Source organism: Microvirga makkahensis, from assembly GCF_009830105.1.
Classification (GTDB): Bacteria; Pseudomonadota; Alphaproteobacteria; order Rhizobiales; family Beijerinckiaceae; genus Microvirga; species Microvirga makkahensis.
The window spans coordinates 243,090-258,268 of the sequence record NZ_WURB01000007.1 but is presented as its reverse complement, the minus strand read 5'-3'; the positions used below and the strand labels follow the sequence as shown (position 1 = coordinate 258,268).

At 64.2% G+C, this 15,179-nt stretch carries 18 protein-coding genes and 1 pseudogene; 13 read left to right on the top strand and 6 right to left on the bottom strand.

Features of this window, described 5'->3' with window-relative positions; genetic code table 11:
* Positions 1-488: 488 nt before the first annotated feature.
* Positions 489-1,259: a PRC-barrel domain-containing protein gene (locus tag GR328_RS27350; RefSeq protein WP_246215837.1), complete on the bottom strand. Its 771-nt coding sequence runs from the start codon at positions 1,257-1,259 to the stop codon at positions 489-491.
* Between the two features lie 252 nt (positions 1,260-1,511).
* Between GR328_RS27350 and GR328_RS12515 the strand changes: the two are divergent.
* Positions 1,512-1,664: pseudogene (locus tag GR328_RS12515) on the top strand (IS6 family transposase); the annotation flags it as partial.
* A gap of 306 nt (positions 1,665-1,970) precedes the next feature.
* Here GR328_RS12515 and GR328_RS12510 read toward each other — a convergent pair.
* On the bottom strand, positions 1,971-2,771 hold the full coding sequence (locus GR328_RS12510) for an alpha/beta fold hydrolase (protein ID WP_205789938.1): 801 nt from the start codon (positions 2,769-2,771) through the stop codon (positions 1,971-1,973).
* 405 nt (positions 2,772-3,176) lie between these two features.
* On the opposite strand from GR328_RS12510, the gene GR328_RS12505 reads away from it, so the two are divergent.
* The 4 genes from GR328_RS12505 (at position 3,177) to GR328_RS12490 (ending at position 6,851) form a co-directional block, all read left to right on the top strand.
* Positions 3,177-4,679 carry a tetratricopeptide repeat protein gene (locus GR328_RS12505; protein WP_160884853.1) on the top strand — a complete coding sequence of 501 codons (1,503 nt, stop codon included), beginning with the start codon at positions 3,177-3,179 and terminating at the stop codon, positions 4,677-4,679.
* Positions 4,680-4,955: 276 nt separating this feature from the next.
* The gene (locus tag GR328_RS12500) at positions 4,956-5,978 is read left to right on the top strand and encodes a phosphatidylglycerol lysyltransferase domain-containing protein (protein ID WP_160884852.1); all 1,023 of its coding nucleotides are present in this window, start codon (positions 4,956-4,958) and stop codon (positions 5,976-5,978) included.
* Positions 5,979-6,243: 265 nt separating this feature from the next.
* Positions 6,244-6,396, top strand: a complete 153-nt coding sequence (locus tag GR328_RS12495; protein WP_160884851.1) for a hypothetical protein — start codon at positions 6,244-6,246, stop codon at positions 6,394-6,396.
* The gene (locus GR328_RS12490; protein WP_160884850.1) at positions 6,384-6,851 is read left to right on the top strand and encodes a phospholipase D-like domain-containing protein; all 468 of its coding nucleotides are present in this window, start codon (positions 6,384-6,386) and stop codon (positions 6,849-6,851) included. The genes GR328_RS12495 and GR328_RS12490 overlap by 13 nt, the downstream gene beginning before the upstream one ends.
* A 59-nt stretch (positions 6,852-6,910) precedes the next feature.
* On the opposite strand, the gene GR328_RS12485 is transcribed toward GR328_RS12490, so the two are convergent.
* Together GR328_RS12485 and GR328_RS12480 are read right to left on the bottom strand one after the other, a co-directional pair.
* Positions 6,911-7,156, bottom strand: a complete 246-nt coding sequence (locus tag GR328_RS12485; protein WP_160884849.1) for a hypothetical protein — start codon at positions 7,154-7,156, stop codon at positions 6,911-6,913.
* A 54-nt stretch (positions 7,157-7,210) separates the two neighbouring features.
* Positions 7,211-7,492: a hypothetical protein gene (locus GR328_RS12480; protein WP_160884848.1), complete on the bottom strand. Its 282-nt coding sequence runs from the start codon at positions 7,490-7,492 to the stop codon at positions 7,211-7,213.
* A 239-nt stretch (positions 7,493-7,731) separates the two neighbouring features.
* Here GR328_RS12480 and GR328_RS12475 point away from each other — a divergent pair, with 239 nt between their 5' ends.
* From GR328_RS12475 to GR328_RS12440, 8 genes are all read left to right on the top strand, one after another.
* Positions 7,732-7,884, top strand: a complete 153-nt coding sequence (locus GR328_RS12475) for a DUF3309 family protein (RefSeq protein WP_160884847.1) — start codon at positions 7,732-7,734, stop codon at positions 7,882-7,884.
* A gap of 191 nt (positions 7,885-8,075) precedes the next feature.
* The gene (locus GR328_RS12470; protein ID WP_160884846.1) at positions 8,076-8,228 is read left to right on the top strand and encodes a hypothetical protein; all 153 of its coding nucleotides are present in this window, start codon (positions 8,076-8,078) and stop codon (positions 8,226-8,228) included.
* 1,145 nt (positions 8,229-9,373) lie between these two features.
* Positions 9,374-10,114 (top strand): SDR family oxidoreductase, encoded by a 741-nt coding sequence (locus tag GR328_RS12465; RefSeq protein WP_160884845.1) that lies wholly within the window; start codon positions 9,374-9,376, stop codon positions 10,112-10,114.
* A gap of 39 nt (positions 10,115-10,153) precedes the next feature.
* Positions 10,154-10,552, top strand: a complete 399-nt coding sequence (locus GR328_RS12460) for a VOC family protein (RefSeq protein ID WP_160884844.1) — start codon at positions 10,154-10,156, stop codon at positions 10,550-10,552.
* Between the two features lie 38 nt (positions 10,553-10,590).
* Positions 10,591-11,058 carry a cupin domain-containing protein gene (locus GR328_RS12455; RefSeq protein WP_160884843.1) on the top strand — a complete coding sequence of 156 codons (468 nt, stop codon included), beginning with the start codon at positions 10,591-10,593 and terminating at the stop codon, positions 11,056-11,058.
* A gap of 12 nt (positions 11,059-11,070) precedes the next feature.
* Complete coding sequence (locus GR328_RS12450; RefSeq protein WP_160884842.1) at positions 11,071-11,859, top strand: isocitrate lyase/PEP mutase family protein; 789 nt, start codon at positions 11,071-11,073, stop codon at positions 11,857-11,859.
* Between the two features lie 9 nt (positions 11,860-11,868).
* The gene (locus tag GR328_RS12445) at positions 11,869-12,825 is read left to right on the top strand and encodes an alpha/beta hydrolase family protein (protein ID WP_160884841.1); all 957 of its coding nucleotides are present in this window, start codon (positions 11,869-11,871) and stop codon (positions 12,823-12,825) included.
* 56 nt (positions 12,826-12,881) lie between these two features.
* Positions 12,882-13,139, top strand: a complete 258-nt coding sequence (locus GR328_RS12440; RefSeq protein WP_160884840.1) for a hypothetical protein — start codon at positions 12,882-12,884, stop codon at positions 13,137-13,139.
* A gap of 180 nt (positions 13,140-13,319) precedes the next feature.
* Here the strand turns inward: GR328_RS12440 and GR328_RS12435 are convergent, their stop codons facing one another.
* Together GR328_RS12435 and GR328_RS12430 are read right to left on the bottom strand one after the other, a co-directional pair.
* A complete protein-coding gene (locus GR328_RS12435; protein WP_160884839.1) occupies positions 13,320-14,057 on the bottom strand; it encodes a sulfite exporter TauE/SafE family protein in 738 nt (245 codons plus the stop codon).
* A gap of 5 nt (positions 14,058-14,062) precedes the next feature.
* Positions 14,063-15,172, bottom strand: coding sequence for an alpha/beta hydrolase family protein (locus GR328_RS12430; protein WP_160884838.1), 1,110 nt, complete (start codon positions 15,170-15,172; stop codon positions 14,063-14,065).
* Positions 15,173-15,179 lie beyond the last annotated feature (7 nt).

The window sequence follows — 15,179 nt, the reverse complement described above, 5'->3', positions numbered from 1 at the left end:
GCTGGAGAACTATCCTGCCAGCCTCATTAGGCGTCAGGCCGCAGCGAACCCTTGCCTCCGCGAGAAGGGACAGACGGATGTTGCCGTGGCAGAGCGTTCGAGAACGGACACGGATATACGTGAACTGGCTGCGGATCGTCAGTTGGGTATCCGACAAACTTGCACCTTCTTGTACGTCAGGCCGTCGCACCCGGATTGGGCCTACAACGAGCGCTCTGGCTCCGAAGTAATGAATGGGACCACTGCTTTTCCCTGTCTTTCTGGAAAGCCGCAGGGTTCAGCTAGAGCCGGTACAGGGCAGGCGCGGAAGAGATAAGAGCGAGGGGAAGGGTATCACGGCCGCCCCTTTGGATACGGTGCGGAAGGTGGACCGGCCTTACAGGTGCTATAACAATCCCGGATCGGCTGATGAACCGCCCTATGTGTTTAGTCCTGGACCTCCGAGAGGATCGGGAATGGAATGCCTCCGCCGCTTGCCTGCCAGATCGTCAAGAAACCAGCCAGTAGTAGGACACCTGATAGTAGTCGTGCAGTTCCTCCTCGCTTTGCCGATCCGGCCAGTCCTGACCACGAGCACGGGAGAGACTCGGCGCACTGCGAAGCTGTTCTGCGGTGATCTGGATACGATACCCTCCCAGACTAGGATCGTAATCGAGCAAGCTCCAGGGCATGGCGTACTCGTCCGCGCCTACACCAAAGAAGCCGCCGAACGACATCACGGCATAAGCCACGCGTCCACTGATCTTGTCGATCATAACCCGCTCGACTGTGCCGATACGCTTGCCGCTCCGGTCGTAGACGGCAGTGCCTTCCACGCGGTCACTCTCGATCAGAGGCTTGCCTGAGCGCTGACCAGGATGGTCTCTGCGGGTTTCGGCACGAGATGGCGCACGCTCCTGGCTTCTGGTCAGGCCACCAATCATCCAGGCTAGACCAAGGCCAACCGCGCCGACTGCCAGCAGCGATGCGAGTGGGGCCTCAGTGATTTGACGTCCGATGGTCTGTGTGGCTCGTTCATAGTAGCGCTGGGCCTGCGGATAGCGGCCGCCTGCCTGTCGGAGATACCGCTGCCCTTGATCGTAAGCACCACGGGCTACATCGGCGGCAGTGTTCCTCGCCTGATCCGCCAGGCCTTCGGTTGAGGCTCCGCTCGCTTGGGCATTCCCTCGGGCAGTAGGTCCATTACCGGCCGCTCGGGTTGCCGCACCGGATTGATTGTTCCCAGCGTGACCGGTTCTCAATCCCTGTTTCTCGTCCATTAGCACTCTCCTGTTGAGACGGCGATCTGACGTCTGTGGGGTGATGGCTTCTCAACTCCTACGACCGGTATCTCGTTCAACGTAGCTTTAGGCTTGGCTGCAGTGGACTGGATGTACGGTTTCAGGACGTCATCATAAACCGTGCTGGCTTTGACCCGCTGTGGCGATCGAAGGAATGGGCAGGATGCTTGGGACCAGCTGGGAGATGTCGCGGTGGCCTTTGGGCGCGGCTTGCGGCTTAGGAACCGGGGCATGCTCCAATCTGTCAGCTACAAACGCCATCGCTTCGCACCCGAGATCATCGCCCATGCCGTTTGGCGGTACTTCAGGTTTCCCCTGAGCCTCCTGCTTGAGGAAATGATGCGCGAGCGCGGCAACGCCGTCTCTTATGAAACGATCCGCCGGTAGGGAAGGAAGTTGGGCTCGGATTTTGCCCGCCGACTACGTCGAAAGCGATTGTGACGGATCCAGCCACCGCCAGCAGCGACAGCACCAGCATGACTACGTTGAATGTTCCCGCATACCGGGCAAGCTGGACGTTTGGCACATTTGGCGCTTCGGCCTTGCAGCGCTGCTTCTCTGGGTCAGGGCGTTTCAGCTGACCAATCCTCCCATGCGGGGCGGTCTAGAGCTGCTCTAAACTTTGCCGCCTCACACGATGGGAACATTGTCCAAAAGTTCCGATACGATCGAAATCACTGCGTCTAGAGTCTATGGGAGGAACGGCCTCATGGCGTCGAGCGCGCGCGGCGCGCGGATCATCTGCGAGGCTGAATGCACGCCTTTTGGCGCGTATACCAGTCGCCAGCCGAATGGGCACCCCAACGCTGCGGCGTGGCTCTGGCCGAGCACGAAGGTCCGCTCGCCACGATCCTTGCGGTGCATGCCTTGACGCCGGGCCTCGATGGTTCTGCTCAGACTGGGATCATCAGGATCGTCGTCATCGGTGCCGAGAAAGATCGTCACCGGCATGCGGAGGTAGCCGCGCAGTTTCGTCTGCTCCGTGACGCCTTTATAGACCCCGCCCATACCGTACGGTACCGCCTCACCAGTCGGGTACTTGCCCAGGAGCGGCAACACATAGCTCGAAGCATTGGCGATGATGATGCGCGCGGCTGGGATCTGCTCGAACGCTGCCACACGTGACAAATACTGCCCGCCGGCCGAGTGGCCCCAGCACCAGTACGGCAGTGTTGGGGCTGCCTCCTCTGTTCGCACCCAGTCGGCCAGGAGCGCCACAAAGCGGGTGGTCCAGTGGCTGGCAGGCTTGAGCTGGCCGGAGGCGTAAAGCAGACCGCCGAGATGGTAGTCATGACGGGCAAACCGGGCTCTGCTGAATAGCGGCGCGGCCACTACGAGGCCTTCGAGATTGGCAAGGTCGATGGCGTAGTCGCGGGATCTGTCCGCTGTGCGCGAGGTGCCATGGTAGACCAGAAGAATGCCGTTGATCGGGCCGTCCGGCTTGTAGGTGTAGACTTTGAAAGTGACCCCATCGAGAGCGGTTCTTGTCATGCCGGAGCCAGTTGGGATCATGCTCGCGCCTCTGCCTGGAACCGGGTTGCCTCGACGGGCTGGAATTGCACCGCGGTAGAGTTCAGCACTTCAGCCTGGGTGTGTTGCAGCCAAATCGGACCAGGGTCGCCGTCATGAGCCCAGGGGACGCGCCATGGTGTATGCTGGCCGCGCAATCGGGGAAGGCACCATCGCGGGGTAGTTCGAGCATTTGTCTTACCCCGCAATAGCTGGACCGAATGCAATGCCGCCTCTGGCCGATTTGTGGTCTGCATGGGCAATATCGGAACAGGCGTTTGCAAGGAGCGGATCCCGTTTCCCTGCAGCGATGTGCAACAGAAACGAACCCAGAAACGAACCCAAGTACAAGAAAGCGATCTGACCGCATTGTTGCCGGAGGCCAGCATGATCCCTCGACCTGCGCAGACAAACCCTGCTTCCGAAGCGGACGCTGGCAGTCAGGCTGTCTCGGCAGGTGGTGAAGCGCAGGCGCCCGTTCAGCTCCCTCTTGATGCGGCTGCGGCGCTGCGCAAGGCAGCGGAGGCCGTCCATCGGAGCATTCTGGAAATGAAGCCTGCCGATCACCGGGCTCTGCTGAACCTGGGGCGTCTCGCCCGGCAGCGCGGGGACGCACCGTCTGCCTTGGGCTATTTCAAAGCCGCAATGGCTGCCAAGCCCCGCCGGATCGAGCCGAGGCTCGAGGTGGCGCGGGAGCTTCGGACGTTGTCCCGTCTGGACGAGGCGGAAGCCCTGTATCTGGATCTCCTCAAGAAGCATCCAACGCTGGTGCGGGCTCTTGTTGGCCTCGGCTCCATTGCGCGGGCGCGCGGCAGGCACCGGCTCGCACTGAGTTACTACCAAGCTGCCGTGGCGGCCAAGCCGTCCCGCATCAACCTGAAACTGGAGGCGGCTGCGGAATTGCGCAAGCTCTCGCGCTTTCACGAGGCGGAGCAGCTTTATCGCGCCATCCTCACGGATCAGCCGGACCATGCCCGCGCGCGGGAGCGGCTGGCACGGTTGCCGCAGCCGGAGAAGTCGGGCCTGCCGCCCCTGGACCGCTCCTGGCTCGAACGCGAGACCTTCACCCGGGCTGCCGAGTGGGGCCGGAACCTCGAGGCGTTGGGAGCGCTAGCCTTCGACATGAGCCTGCTGGCGCTGGCGCAGGACTTTGCCCGCGGCGCCTCGGAAGAGGTCAGGCGGGACTGCATCCTCCTTCGCCTGGGCAAGAAGACCAAGCTGCTGCCTCTGGTGTCGGATTGGGAGGAATACGAGCATGTGCTCAAACGGGAGGCAACAGCACTCGACTCTGGCCGTCTCTTGGGGCCTGTGCCTGCACAGCGCAAGGGAGCGCAGCTAAGTGCTGGTGGGATCGCCAGGAGCAAGCTCGAATTCGTGTGGCACCGCGAGACCGTCTCCGAAATGCGCGGATCCTCTTTGAAAACGTACCGCTGGAACATCCGCAAGCTCCTGAAAGCTGGTGCACGGGTGGAGCCGATCGGTCCGGAGAACCTGGCGCGGGTGCTGGCGTGCAACGATCGCTGGTATGCTGAAAAAAAAGCCCAAGGGAGGCTCACGCATTATCGGACCCGCACGGCCTGGACGCTGGAGAACCTGGCTATGCTGGAGCCGTTGGGCGTGCGGCATCTGGCGGTGGTGCTGGACGACGACGTGATCGGCTACGGCGTAGGCAGCTATCTCGGCGCATCTTGGGCTGCTTATTTTTATGGCAGAGGCGACTATTCGGACGGCGTGGCTCCGTTGCTCGTTCACGAACACTCCAAGTTGTATTCTGACCGGGAGTGGATCAATGCCGGCTATGGAGGCCCCCCCGGGCTGCTAGCCTTCAAGCAGAGGTTCACGACGAACGCTGCCGACAAGCAACTGGCGATGGGATGGATACAGGCGTAGTCTGCACGAGGCCGACGATCGCATCGCTGGGCGGTACCGTCGCGGGGAGTGCCAGCTCTGCCTGCCGCCGCGACCAGAATCCTGATCCGGCAATGGCCACGTTCCCATGGGATCGACCCAGGGCCTTTGAGAGCGCCGGACGCTCCGGTCTGTACCTCATGCAGGTAACACTTTTTCTCAAATCGGATCCCCATCTTGAGTAGGAGCTCCCTCTCATCATGGCCATATTCGGAAATGAACCTGATCCTACTTGGAGCCATCCAAGAAAGGATTGCGATGACCGGCCAACTTTCGCTCTGTCGCGACGCCAGCAGATCAGGTCCGGCCACCCAGCCGTTCGTCAGGCTTTCATCCCTCAGGTTGGAGAACACGGCGAGCAGAACCGCCGATTTAGCAGATCTGGCGTCCATTGAGCCCGAGGACGCCGACACCTTCCTGGCGGCGGCGGAGCACGCGCGGGTCAAGTCGTGGTTCTATTACTTTCCGCGTCTGCATTGCTACGGACAATCCAAGGCGCACATGCTGCGCTGGGAGCGCTATGCCGGATCAATCCTGGTTTACCAGATCCGCCGGCGGAAGACCGGATCGGATGTGGACTCGCGTATGAACTTGTATCTTCCGCCGTTCCCCTTCGATCCTGCGGCGCTGCGGTATGCCTTGCAGCGGATGCGGGACTTCAATGGGGACCGCTCAGGTCGGATCATCCGTGTGCAAGAGAGTGACGTCATATCGGTCGCACGAGAGGGGCTAAAGATCGCTCTCAAGGAGGAAGAGTTCATCTTTGACCGCGCGGCCGTCCTGGCGCTGGAGGGGCCGATCTTCAAGGGACTACGGCAACAGCTGTCGTGCGCCATAAAGTCGAAGCTGGCCACGACGCGGCCCTACACCGCCTTAGATCAGCCCGCCTGTCGCGCCCTTGTGGAGGCCTGGAGGGAGCGGCTGATCGCCAGCGGCACGAAGGCCACCACCTCCTACAATCACACAATCGCCTGCCTCGCGGCAGCCGACCGCTTCCCACCTTCCCTGCTCACTGGGCTGGTGGGTGAGGTTGACGGGGAGGTGCGAGGCTTCGCCTTCTCAGGTCCGCTCACCTCCACCATGGGGTGCAACTATCTTTGCATCACCCACACTGACTTCCGGGGAGTGCCTTATCTCCTGCGCTATCGACTCATGGCCGGGTTCCCCGATCTCATCTACTTCAACGACTCACATGACGCCGGACGCCCCGGGCTGCGCCACCTGAAGCAGCGGTTCAGGCCAGTGGAGATGCACGCGGTGTTTAGCGCCTGGGGTCAATGAGCGGCAGGGTGACAACAGTAGCCAACGACGGAGCCGCTCAAGCACCGGCGGTTCAGAGGGATCCATAACCTGCAGCAGTGAGGTCGTCGCGGCATTCGACCGTGTTGCATGGAACGGTTGGAAAACGGATGCCGCCTACGCCATGCCTTGGTTCAGGCGGCACGGACGGAGTTCGGGCGTCCAAGCTCAAGCATGCGGTTGGGGGCATGCACTGCAATGGCAATGGCGAGACACGCAGGTTGGCCTCGAAGGAGAGGGGGCAGCGGTGTTGCAGGTGGTGTTCCTTGTCGACTGGTACAACGCCACGGGCGAGGACCTCTTCGCGGTGGATCGGTTTCCGTCGCTCGGGAATGACGCGCCTCCTGCCACGGCTGAGGGGCAGGTGCTGTCGATGGCCACGTGCCAGTGCAAATTCTGACCTCCGGTCCGGACTCGGAGTGGCGCGCCATCCGCCACCTCTACTTTGCCATGATCACCTCGGCCCAGCACCACGTGCGCTTGCAATCGCCCTTCTTCATCCTCGATGCCACCATCGCGGAGGCGCTCAGGGCGGCAGCACTGGCCGGCATCGCGGTCGAGGTAATGGTGAGCGACCGCGGCGAGGAGCTGAACCAGACCCCGTACTGGGTCGCCAATACCTACCTGGCCGAGGTCTGCTCAATCGGCTCGGCCAACCTCGACATCCGCAGCCTCAGCATCAACCACGAGCTCAATGCGGTAATCTACGACGCGCGGCTCACGCAGGAGCTGGAGCGGGTGTTCGAACGAGACCTCAATGACTGCTACCCGTTCGATGCTGCCGCGTATCGGCCGGGTTCCACCTCCAAGCGGTTGCGCGACTCCACAGCGCGGCTGCTCTCGCCGCCGCTGTAGGGTCGAATGCCAGCGCCTAAGGCTTGGCCGCATCCCTGGCGACGGAAATCCTGCCCGCGTCAGGTCTGCGATGCGCCGACGTGGTGCGCCATATTCGCGCCTCGGGAGCCGAGCGGCCTGGGTGGGCCATTCGTGCTGTCCCGGCCAGTCTGGTGCGCCATCCCGGCATCGAGTTCGGCGTCGAGCGGCCCATAGGTGCTGTTGTCGCTGTCGAAGCGGGCCACGTACCAGGCGACTATCATCGAGGCTGCACGCCCAAGGATAGCCGCCGCGGCGCTGCCCCAGTTGGTCAATAACTGGCCCATCCTGGTTCAGGACTCCCACGCACCGCGCCGTGATGCCAGCCCGATGCGTGATTCTCAGGCCGCCATGGATCGGATGCGCTCCTGCAGCGCCTCAAGCCGCCGGACGTATGGTTTGCGCCGCTCGCGATGGAGTCGTTGCAGCCTGCGGATCGTGGCCTGTTTGAGCCCGTCCTCCGCCGAACTGTTCCCGACCGTCTCGATGTCGCTCTGATGTGCGAAGTCGATGTCGGCGAGAGTCGCTAGGAGCGATTGCAGCAAGGGCTGAAGCTCCGGGGCGTAAATGCGGGGCTGCCATGGATCCGGCCGGATGGATGAGCGCTCGCGATTGGCGGTCATGGGCTTCCTCTGATCGTTGCATGATCGCCCGCATGGGCCTTGACCCCGCAGGTGGCCGCGGGCGAGCCCACATGCAACCCTGCCCGAAGGAGGTAGATGCGGGGAGCGGTCGCTGGAGGCGAGCCGGAGTTCCCAGCCGGAAAACGGAACCAAGTCCAACGCTTGGGCGTCAAAGCAGCGAGCGGCCGACATGGCCGCGGCAATAGTCGGATCGATCCCGTCCCGGGCCAACCGTCACCATGTCACTCAGCGCCATCCTGATCGCCCTTGTCGTCCTCTTCATCATCGCCACCGTTCCCGTGTGGCCCTACAGCCGCACCTGGGGGCTGTGGCCCAGTGGAGCCCTGGGGTTGACCCTGGTGGTGTTGGTCGGCCTGTTGGTGATGGGTTAGGGTAGTCTTCCTGCCGGACACGAAGGTTCGTAACTTGAGGACGACTACGCCCTTCAGCCGCCCGGCGTGCGGCATTACAAGGAATACGTCGACCTCAACTACAGCCATTGTCGTCCTCAGAGCGATCCCGGCGAGCTGGCGAACCTCGCCCATCCCGACCACCCGCGCCATACCCGACGCTCGTGCAGCGCATGCTCGGCAAGCTGCACGCGCTGGTGCGGCACGAGAGCGGCGACGACCGCTGCCCGTTCGACCTCGACATGTTCGGCGCGCGCCTGGTGAGACATCGCAATGGGAGTGGGGCGCCCGATGACCGCAACAGCGGGCCGGGCGATGCCCGTTAGGTCGTGAAGGTCGGAGCGGAAGGGAGGAACTGCGTGATCCCGTTCCTGGTGGACTAATTCCGGCTCCTTCTGGAGCTGGATCTCGATATAGGCGTGTTGGATCCGTCCAGATGGCGCTGCGCGCCCTCGCCATCTACGCCATCATGCCCGGCTCCATCATGAGCCAGGCGATCAAAGGTCTCCGTCAGCGGCTGGAGAGATTCGAGCAGAGTGTGCGCAACTCGGGCGCCGGCCCGGTGCAGGGCACTTTGTCGGTGTCGCCGACAGAGGCCGCGCCCGGTGAGGCGCTGGTGTCTCGGCTCAAGGCTTGCCGCCGGACACCCCGGTTGTCGTCGGAGCAGGTCGGCTCCAGACCGCTTACGAGGTTCTCCAGAGCGCAAGAACATCATCGGACGGATCCGTGCAGACGACCGTACGGATTCCCGGTTGGGCTGCGGACACGAACCGCCTGGCGATTGTCGTCGCCGCCGAGAACGGTGACTGGACCATTCGGTCCCGGCCGAGCAGGGTAACGGGAGTTAAGCCTTAGCTCGGCGCATGGGTTCGGAGCCGACGGGTGTTCCCGACAGGCAGTGTTCTGCTGACCGCTGCGGGGCAACATTCTTCGCTGGCATCCCATCTGGGGGCGAGGACAACGGGGCGTTGGAGACGTCTCATCCCTGTTCGAGCTTGGCGTGTGTTTGAGAGCAGTTCTTGTTCCGGCTCCCTTGGGCGTATGCGTCCGGCCTGGATCCGCGCTGCGCCTGCCGCTCAAGCGCAGGATCGACTGTGCGCCGTTCTCCGCCCGCACCCGGTATGCGTCGTTGAAGGCCCTGCGCAGCAATTGGCAATCGTCCATCCGCCCGGTGCCGCAATGAGGGCTGACGTACCGGGCCACATCCGTGGGGTCCGGGCTCAAGTACATAACGTGCAGGCTGCCATTCCCAGGCGCGTCCTCGAAGTCTTTCTGCATCCCGTATTGTCCTGCGAGACCCTCCAACGTGGAGCACTCGATGTGAGCGGCTTTCATCCTCAACGGCTGCGGCGTCAACGCGGGCTCTGATTGGGGTGGGGTGCTCTCCGACAAATAGGCCAGCAGTCTTCGGGATTGTATTGTATATGTATCTATGATGTACTTACTGCCTCGAATGCAGGAGAGAGCTCGCATGAAAGGCGTCCTGTTGCTGACCGGCGGCGGTCGGGGGATCGGGGCGGCGGTCGTTCGCGCCGCAGTCTCTAGGGACTATGCCGTCTGCTTCAGCTACCTACGCGACGAGGAGGCTGCCGGGAGGCTCGTGGCCGAACTGGAAGGGGCAGGGCACAAGGTTCACGGTATCCGCGGCGATGTCGCCGATCCCTCGTTTCCCAAGGCCTCGTTCGATACGGCGGAGTTGACCTTCGGCCCCGTGACCGCGCTCGTGAACAATGCCGGCATTACGGGCCGGATCGGTCCCTTCCGTCATGTGGAACTGCCGACGCTCCGCCGAACGCTGGACACCAACGTCCTCGGCACGATGATGCTGGCGCAGGAAGCCATCCGCCGCTGGGGCGATGCCGGAACGCCGGGATGCATGGTCAACATCTCGTCCATCGCCGCGACTCTCGGGGCCCCGAACGAGTACGTCCACTATGCCGCGAGCAAGGCCGCCGTGGAGGCCTTTACCACCGGCCTGGCGAAGGAAGTCGCCGCCTCCGGCATCCGCATCAACGCGGTCGCTCCGGGCACGGTGTACACCGACATTCATGCCGCCGCGGGGGAGCCGGACCGCCCGGCCCGCGTGGTCTCGCGCGTACCCATGGGCCGGATCGGGCAGGCGGACGAGATCGCCAAGGCCGTCCTGTGGCTCCTGTCGCCGGAGGCCTCCTACGTGACCGGAGCCGTGCTGCGGGTTTCGGGGGGCTTGTGAACCATGGACCGCGAGAATCCAACGGATGGGAAGACGTCAATGTCCGGAACCCTTGCTGCAACGGTCGTCTCAATGAGGACCTTCGTCCCTGCGAAGGACTTCAGGGCAAGCCAGGACTTCTACCGGGAACTCGGCTTCGAGATCCGGCCGATCACATCCGATCTCGCCGATGTGCGGCTCAAGGAGTTCTCGTTCATTCTCCAGAATTTCTACGTTGAGGATTGGGCATCGAACTTCATGATGTACCTCCACGTGTCGGACGTCGATGCCTGGTGGCACCGCATCGATGCGGCCGAATTCCCGACCCGCTATGGCGTCCGTCGGCCCAGGCCTCCACGCCTCGAGCCATGGGGAGCCAAGGTGGCCCACATCTTCGACCCATCTGGCGTTCTCTGGCACCTGGCGGAACACGCGCCGGCCGAGTGCGGCACCGGCTGAACGCCTGTCCGGCGCATACGACGAAGAGGAAGACCCGCATGCAATCGCCAATCGCCATCCGCGCAACCGAAGCCCCTGCGCGGACCAAGCCGACAAACTACCCGGAGCCGTTCGCCTCGCGGATGAGAGGTCGGACCAAGCGCCCCCTGGGCGACCTCTTCGGCCTCTCGAACTTCGGCGTGAACCTGACGACGCTGGAGCCTGGCGCGGTTTCCGCCCTCCAGCACCGTCACAGCCGCCAGGACGAGTTCGTCTACGTCCTCGAGGGTGAGGCCGTCCTGGTCGCCGGGAACACGGAGACGGTTCTGGGCCCCAGCATGTGCGCCGGATTCAAGGCGGGCGGTATCAGCCATCATCTCGAGAACCGCTCCGAGGCCCCCGTCACCTACCTCGAGGTCGGGGACCGCACGAAGGGCGACGAAGTCAGCTACCCGGCCGACGACCTCGTCGGCGAGCTCGGCCCGCAGGGCTGGGCGTTCCGCCGCAAGGACGGCTCTCCCTACTGAAAGGATCGGATGATGACGACGCAAACCGAGAAGGCGGCTCTGTTCCGCAGGATGCACGAGGAGAGACGGGCCTTCGTTATGGCGAATGCGTGGGACGTCGGCTCGGCCCGGCGGCTCACGTCACTCGGGTTCGAGGCCCTGGGGACCACAAGCGCCGGCCTCGCACTTTCGCTGGGTGCAGAGGATGGGGTGGGAGCCGTCGGTCGTGACAAGACCCTGGCCAACGCCTACGCAATCGCGCGCGCGACGCGTCTGCCCGTGTCGGCCGACCTTGAGAACTGTTTCGCCGATGATCCCGCGGGCTGTGCCGAGACCATTCACTACGCCATCGATGTCGGCCTCGCGGGCGGCTCCATCGAGGATGCGACCGGCCGTCCGGACGATCCGATCTATCCGTTCGAGCTTGCGGTCGAGCGCGTGCGCGCCGCGGCGGAGGAAGCGCACGGCAGCGGGCGCGACTTCGTCCTCACCGCGCGAGCCGAGAACTTCCTGCATGGCCGACCCGACCTCGACGACACCATCGCGCGGCTGAGGGCCTTCGCGGCGGCCGGCGCCGACGTACTGTATGCCCCGGGCCTGCCGGACTGGCGCTCCATCAAAGCCGTGTGCGAGGCGGTGGACAAGCCCGTGAACGTGCTCATGGGCCTCGATGCGCCGCCGCTGTCGGTCGTGGATCTGGCCTCGGTCGGCGTCGCACGCATCAGCATGGGCAGCGCGCTCGCCCGCACGGCGGAAGCAGCGATGGTCCACGCGGCGAGCTGGATTCGCGACCGCGGCACCTTCATCTACTGTCGACACTAGGAGGGAGGAATGCGGGAACAGGAAGAGGTCGAGATCGCCTGTGCAGACGGCTACAAGCTGCGCGGCCATCTCTGGCGCAGCAGCGGCGCGAGCATGGGCACCGTGATCGTCAACCCGGCCACGGCGGTGCTCGCGAAGTACTATCACTACTATGCCCGCTTCCTGACGGAGAACGGCTTCGACACACTCACCTATGACTACCGCGGCATCGGCCTCTCGCGGCCGGAGCGGCTGCGCGGGTGCGGCTTCCGCTGGAGCGACTGGGGCGAGCTAGATTTCGACGCCGCTGTGCGGTTCGCGAAGATGCATGACCCGGACGGCTCCTTGCTGGTGGTGGGTCACAGCTTCGGCGGCTTCCTGCCGGGACTGGCGGAGAGCGCGACCCTGGTCGACCGCATGCTGACGGTGGGAGCGCAGTATGCCTGGTGGGGGGACTACGTCGCGCACAAACGCGTCCCGTTGTTCCTGAGGTGGCACCTCTTCATGCCGGTGGTCACCGCGCTGTACGGCTACTTTCCCGGCCGCCGCCTCGGCTGGCTCGAGGACATGCCTGCGGGCGTGGCCAACGAATGGTCGTTCCGGAGGGCGAGAATGGAGCTCAGCCACCCGCCCGAGCGGCGGGATGCCGTGCTCCGCCGCTTCGCCGCCGTGAACGCGCCGATCCTTGCCGTCACCCTGTCGGACGATGAGTACGCGCCTCCGGTGGCCGTCAAGCGGGGGCTGTCCTATTACACGTCCGCGGAACGGACGTTCGTCCATCTCGCTCCCGAGGATCTCGGTCACGAATCCATCGGCCACTTTGGCCTCTTTCATGCGAGGCACGCGGACGGCTTCTGGAAACAGACGCTTTCCTGGCTCGCGGAGGGCGTGAACCCGTGGGAGCGGAGGAGCGAGAACATCGGCACCGGGCATGGCAAGGGAGCAGGACATGCAGAACCGGCATCGCTCCACGCACGCTGCGCATGATGCCCCATCACGTCCCGACGGTCCTCTTGGGATCACGTCCACTCTAAGCGCGGCCCGTGCGGGACGTCTGCCCTGCGTGGCGCACGACCCTCGAGAACGTCACGCCGATCGTCTTCCGGAACCAGAGGCGGGCTGGCGGCATCCTGATCAATGCCACCAGCGCCGACTGGATCCGGTGTGACCTCGTCATCCCGAATGGTACCCCGTTCCATGGCCGATCACGGGACACGGTCCGCGTTCTCATCGACCGAGACGGTCTCTATGGGACGTTGCCCGCGCATCTCTTCCCTTCGGGGCGAATGCCGACCGGGTGAAGTACCCGATCGACGAGTTCATCCGGGTGCGAGCCATGGCGTCAGACCTCTGCATACCTTGGCCCGAGCCGTTCGAGGAGGCGACGCTCCGGCATATCCGAAAGGCTATTGGGGAAGAGTTCGGCGTATCCTGTAAAGCGTGGCTGCGCGTTCTCGGTCGAGGGTCAGAGCGCGCGAATACTATGCGAGCGCCGCGAAGGCCGAGTACAGGCCGAGCAGCAGGAGACACGCGAAGAAGACCTTCCGGAACGTGTCGGGCTCCAGCCGGTCCCGGACGAATCGCCCGACATGCATGCCGACGAGAGATGCCAGCAGCGCGAGGATCGCAGGGGTCGCGAAGGTCAGCCGGACCTCTCCATGCCCGTACAAAGCAGCCCCCAGGGCGAGGGTCGAGACCGTGAAGGAGAGACCGAGGGCCTGGATCAGGTGGTTCTTAGCGAGACCGAGCGATTGCAGGTACGGGACGGCTGGGATGACGAAGACTCCGGTGGCCCCAGTGGTGATTCCGGTTGCGAAGCCCACGAGGGGCGAAGCCCAGGCCTCGTGCCGCTCCTTCACCTGGAAGGTCCGTCCGAGCAAGCCGAGAATCCCGTAGGCGGCGAGCGCCACACCGAGCGCCATGTTGGCGACGCCGGAGTCGTCCGCAACGAGCAATCGGATCCCGACGAACGTTCCGACGGTCACCGCCGCCATCATGCTCCACAGACGCCGGAGGAGGCTCCGTACGTCGGGTCCGGCGAGGAGCTGCCAGACGTTCGTGACCAGCGAGGGCACGAGGAGGATCGCCGCGGCCTCCACGGGCGGCATGACGAGGACCAGCAGCCCCATGGCGATGGTCGGCAGTCCCATGCCGATCACGCCCTTGGTCACGCCGGCGAGCAGGAAGACCGCGAGGACGAGGGGGGTTGTCGCGTCCATGTCGATCACCGGGAGGGATGGGGCGCGTCGAGAATGGCGGATTCGACAAGGAACGCGTCGATCTCCTCCAGCATTGCCGCGTGGAGGCTCGCCCGGTCCCGTCCCCTGTTGCCGCCCCCGACGGGATCGCCGTCGATGCACAGGATCTCGTCACCGGGCTGATGCGCCTTGAGGATGGCGTAGCCTTCAGGCGTGCACTCGCCCAGGAAGCTGAAGTGGCTGGCGTCCGCGATCTCGACGTATCTGGTGGATGCCGGGGGCAGGCGGGATGCGAGGCGCCGCGCCTCGCGGCCGATATCCATCGCCGGGTTCCGGCCTGCGACCCCGACGACCAGGACCGGGATGTCGACTGAATCCAGGCTTTCCTTCGTCATGGCTCCGGTGAACGCAGGGTCGAGCGCAATGGCGGCCGCCACGCGCGGATCGCGAAGATCCTGCCCGTACGGTGCCGATCGGGCAGGGTCCTGGCCGATGTCATGGATGCCGTTGTCCCGGTACCAGGTGCACACGGCGAGTTGCGGATGCTCTCGACAGTCCTTCGTGGCAAGGCCCATGTCGAGGCGCGCTCCCACCACGGACATGGCGGTGTAGCCGCCCATGGAGTGGCCGATGACCGCGATCCGGTAGCGGTCGATAGCCCCCTTGAAGCGCAGGTCGGCCATGATCCCATCGATGACGCGGCTGACGTCGCGCGCCCGCTCCCACAGCTTCGGGGTTTCAGGGGATTTCCAGTCCCTGGTGGTGGTCCCCGGATGATCGATCGCGGCAACAACCGCGCCTCGGGCCGCGAGTTTCACCGCCAACCACGCCTGGTTCGTCCGGTTGCCCTGCCAGCCATGGGAGAGCACGACGAGCGGCAGGCGGCCGTAGGCTGCCTGTGCGTCGCGAACGGACGGAAAGCCTACCATCACCGCATCGTCCTCGATCAAGGACGCCGGCTCCTCTGACCTCGTGGGGTACCAGACGTATCCGGAGAGATTGCGGGCCGACGAGGGGGCAGCAGCCGTGAAGGCCTGAAGTCCCGCCCTGAAAGTCTCCGCCGATGCCTTCGGGATCGGCATGGTCGCGAAGGCTGCCGCTACCGCGAGCGCTGATGCGGGGCTTGTTCGGTGCATCTCGGAA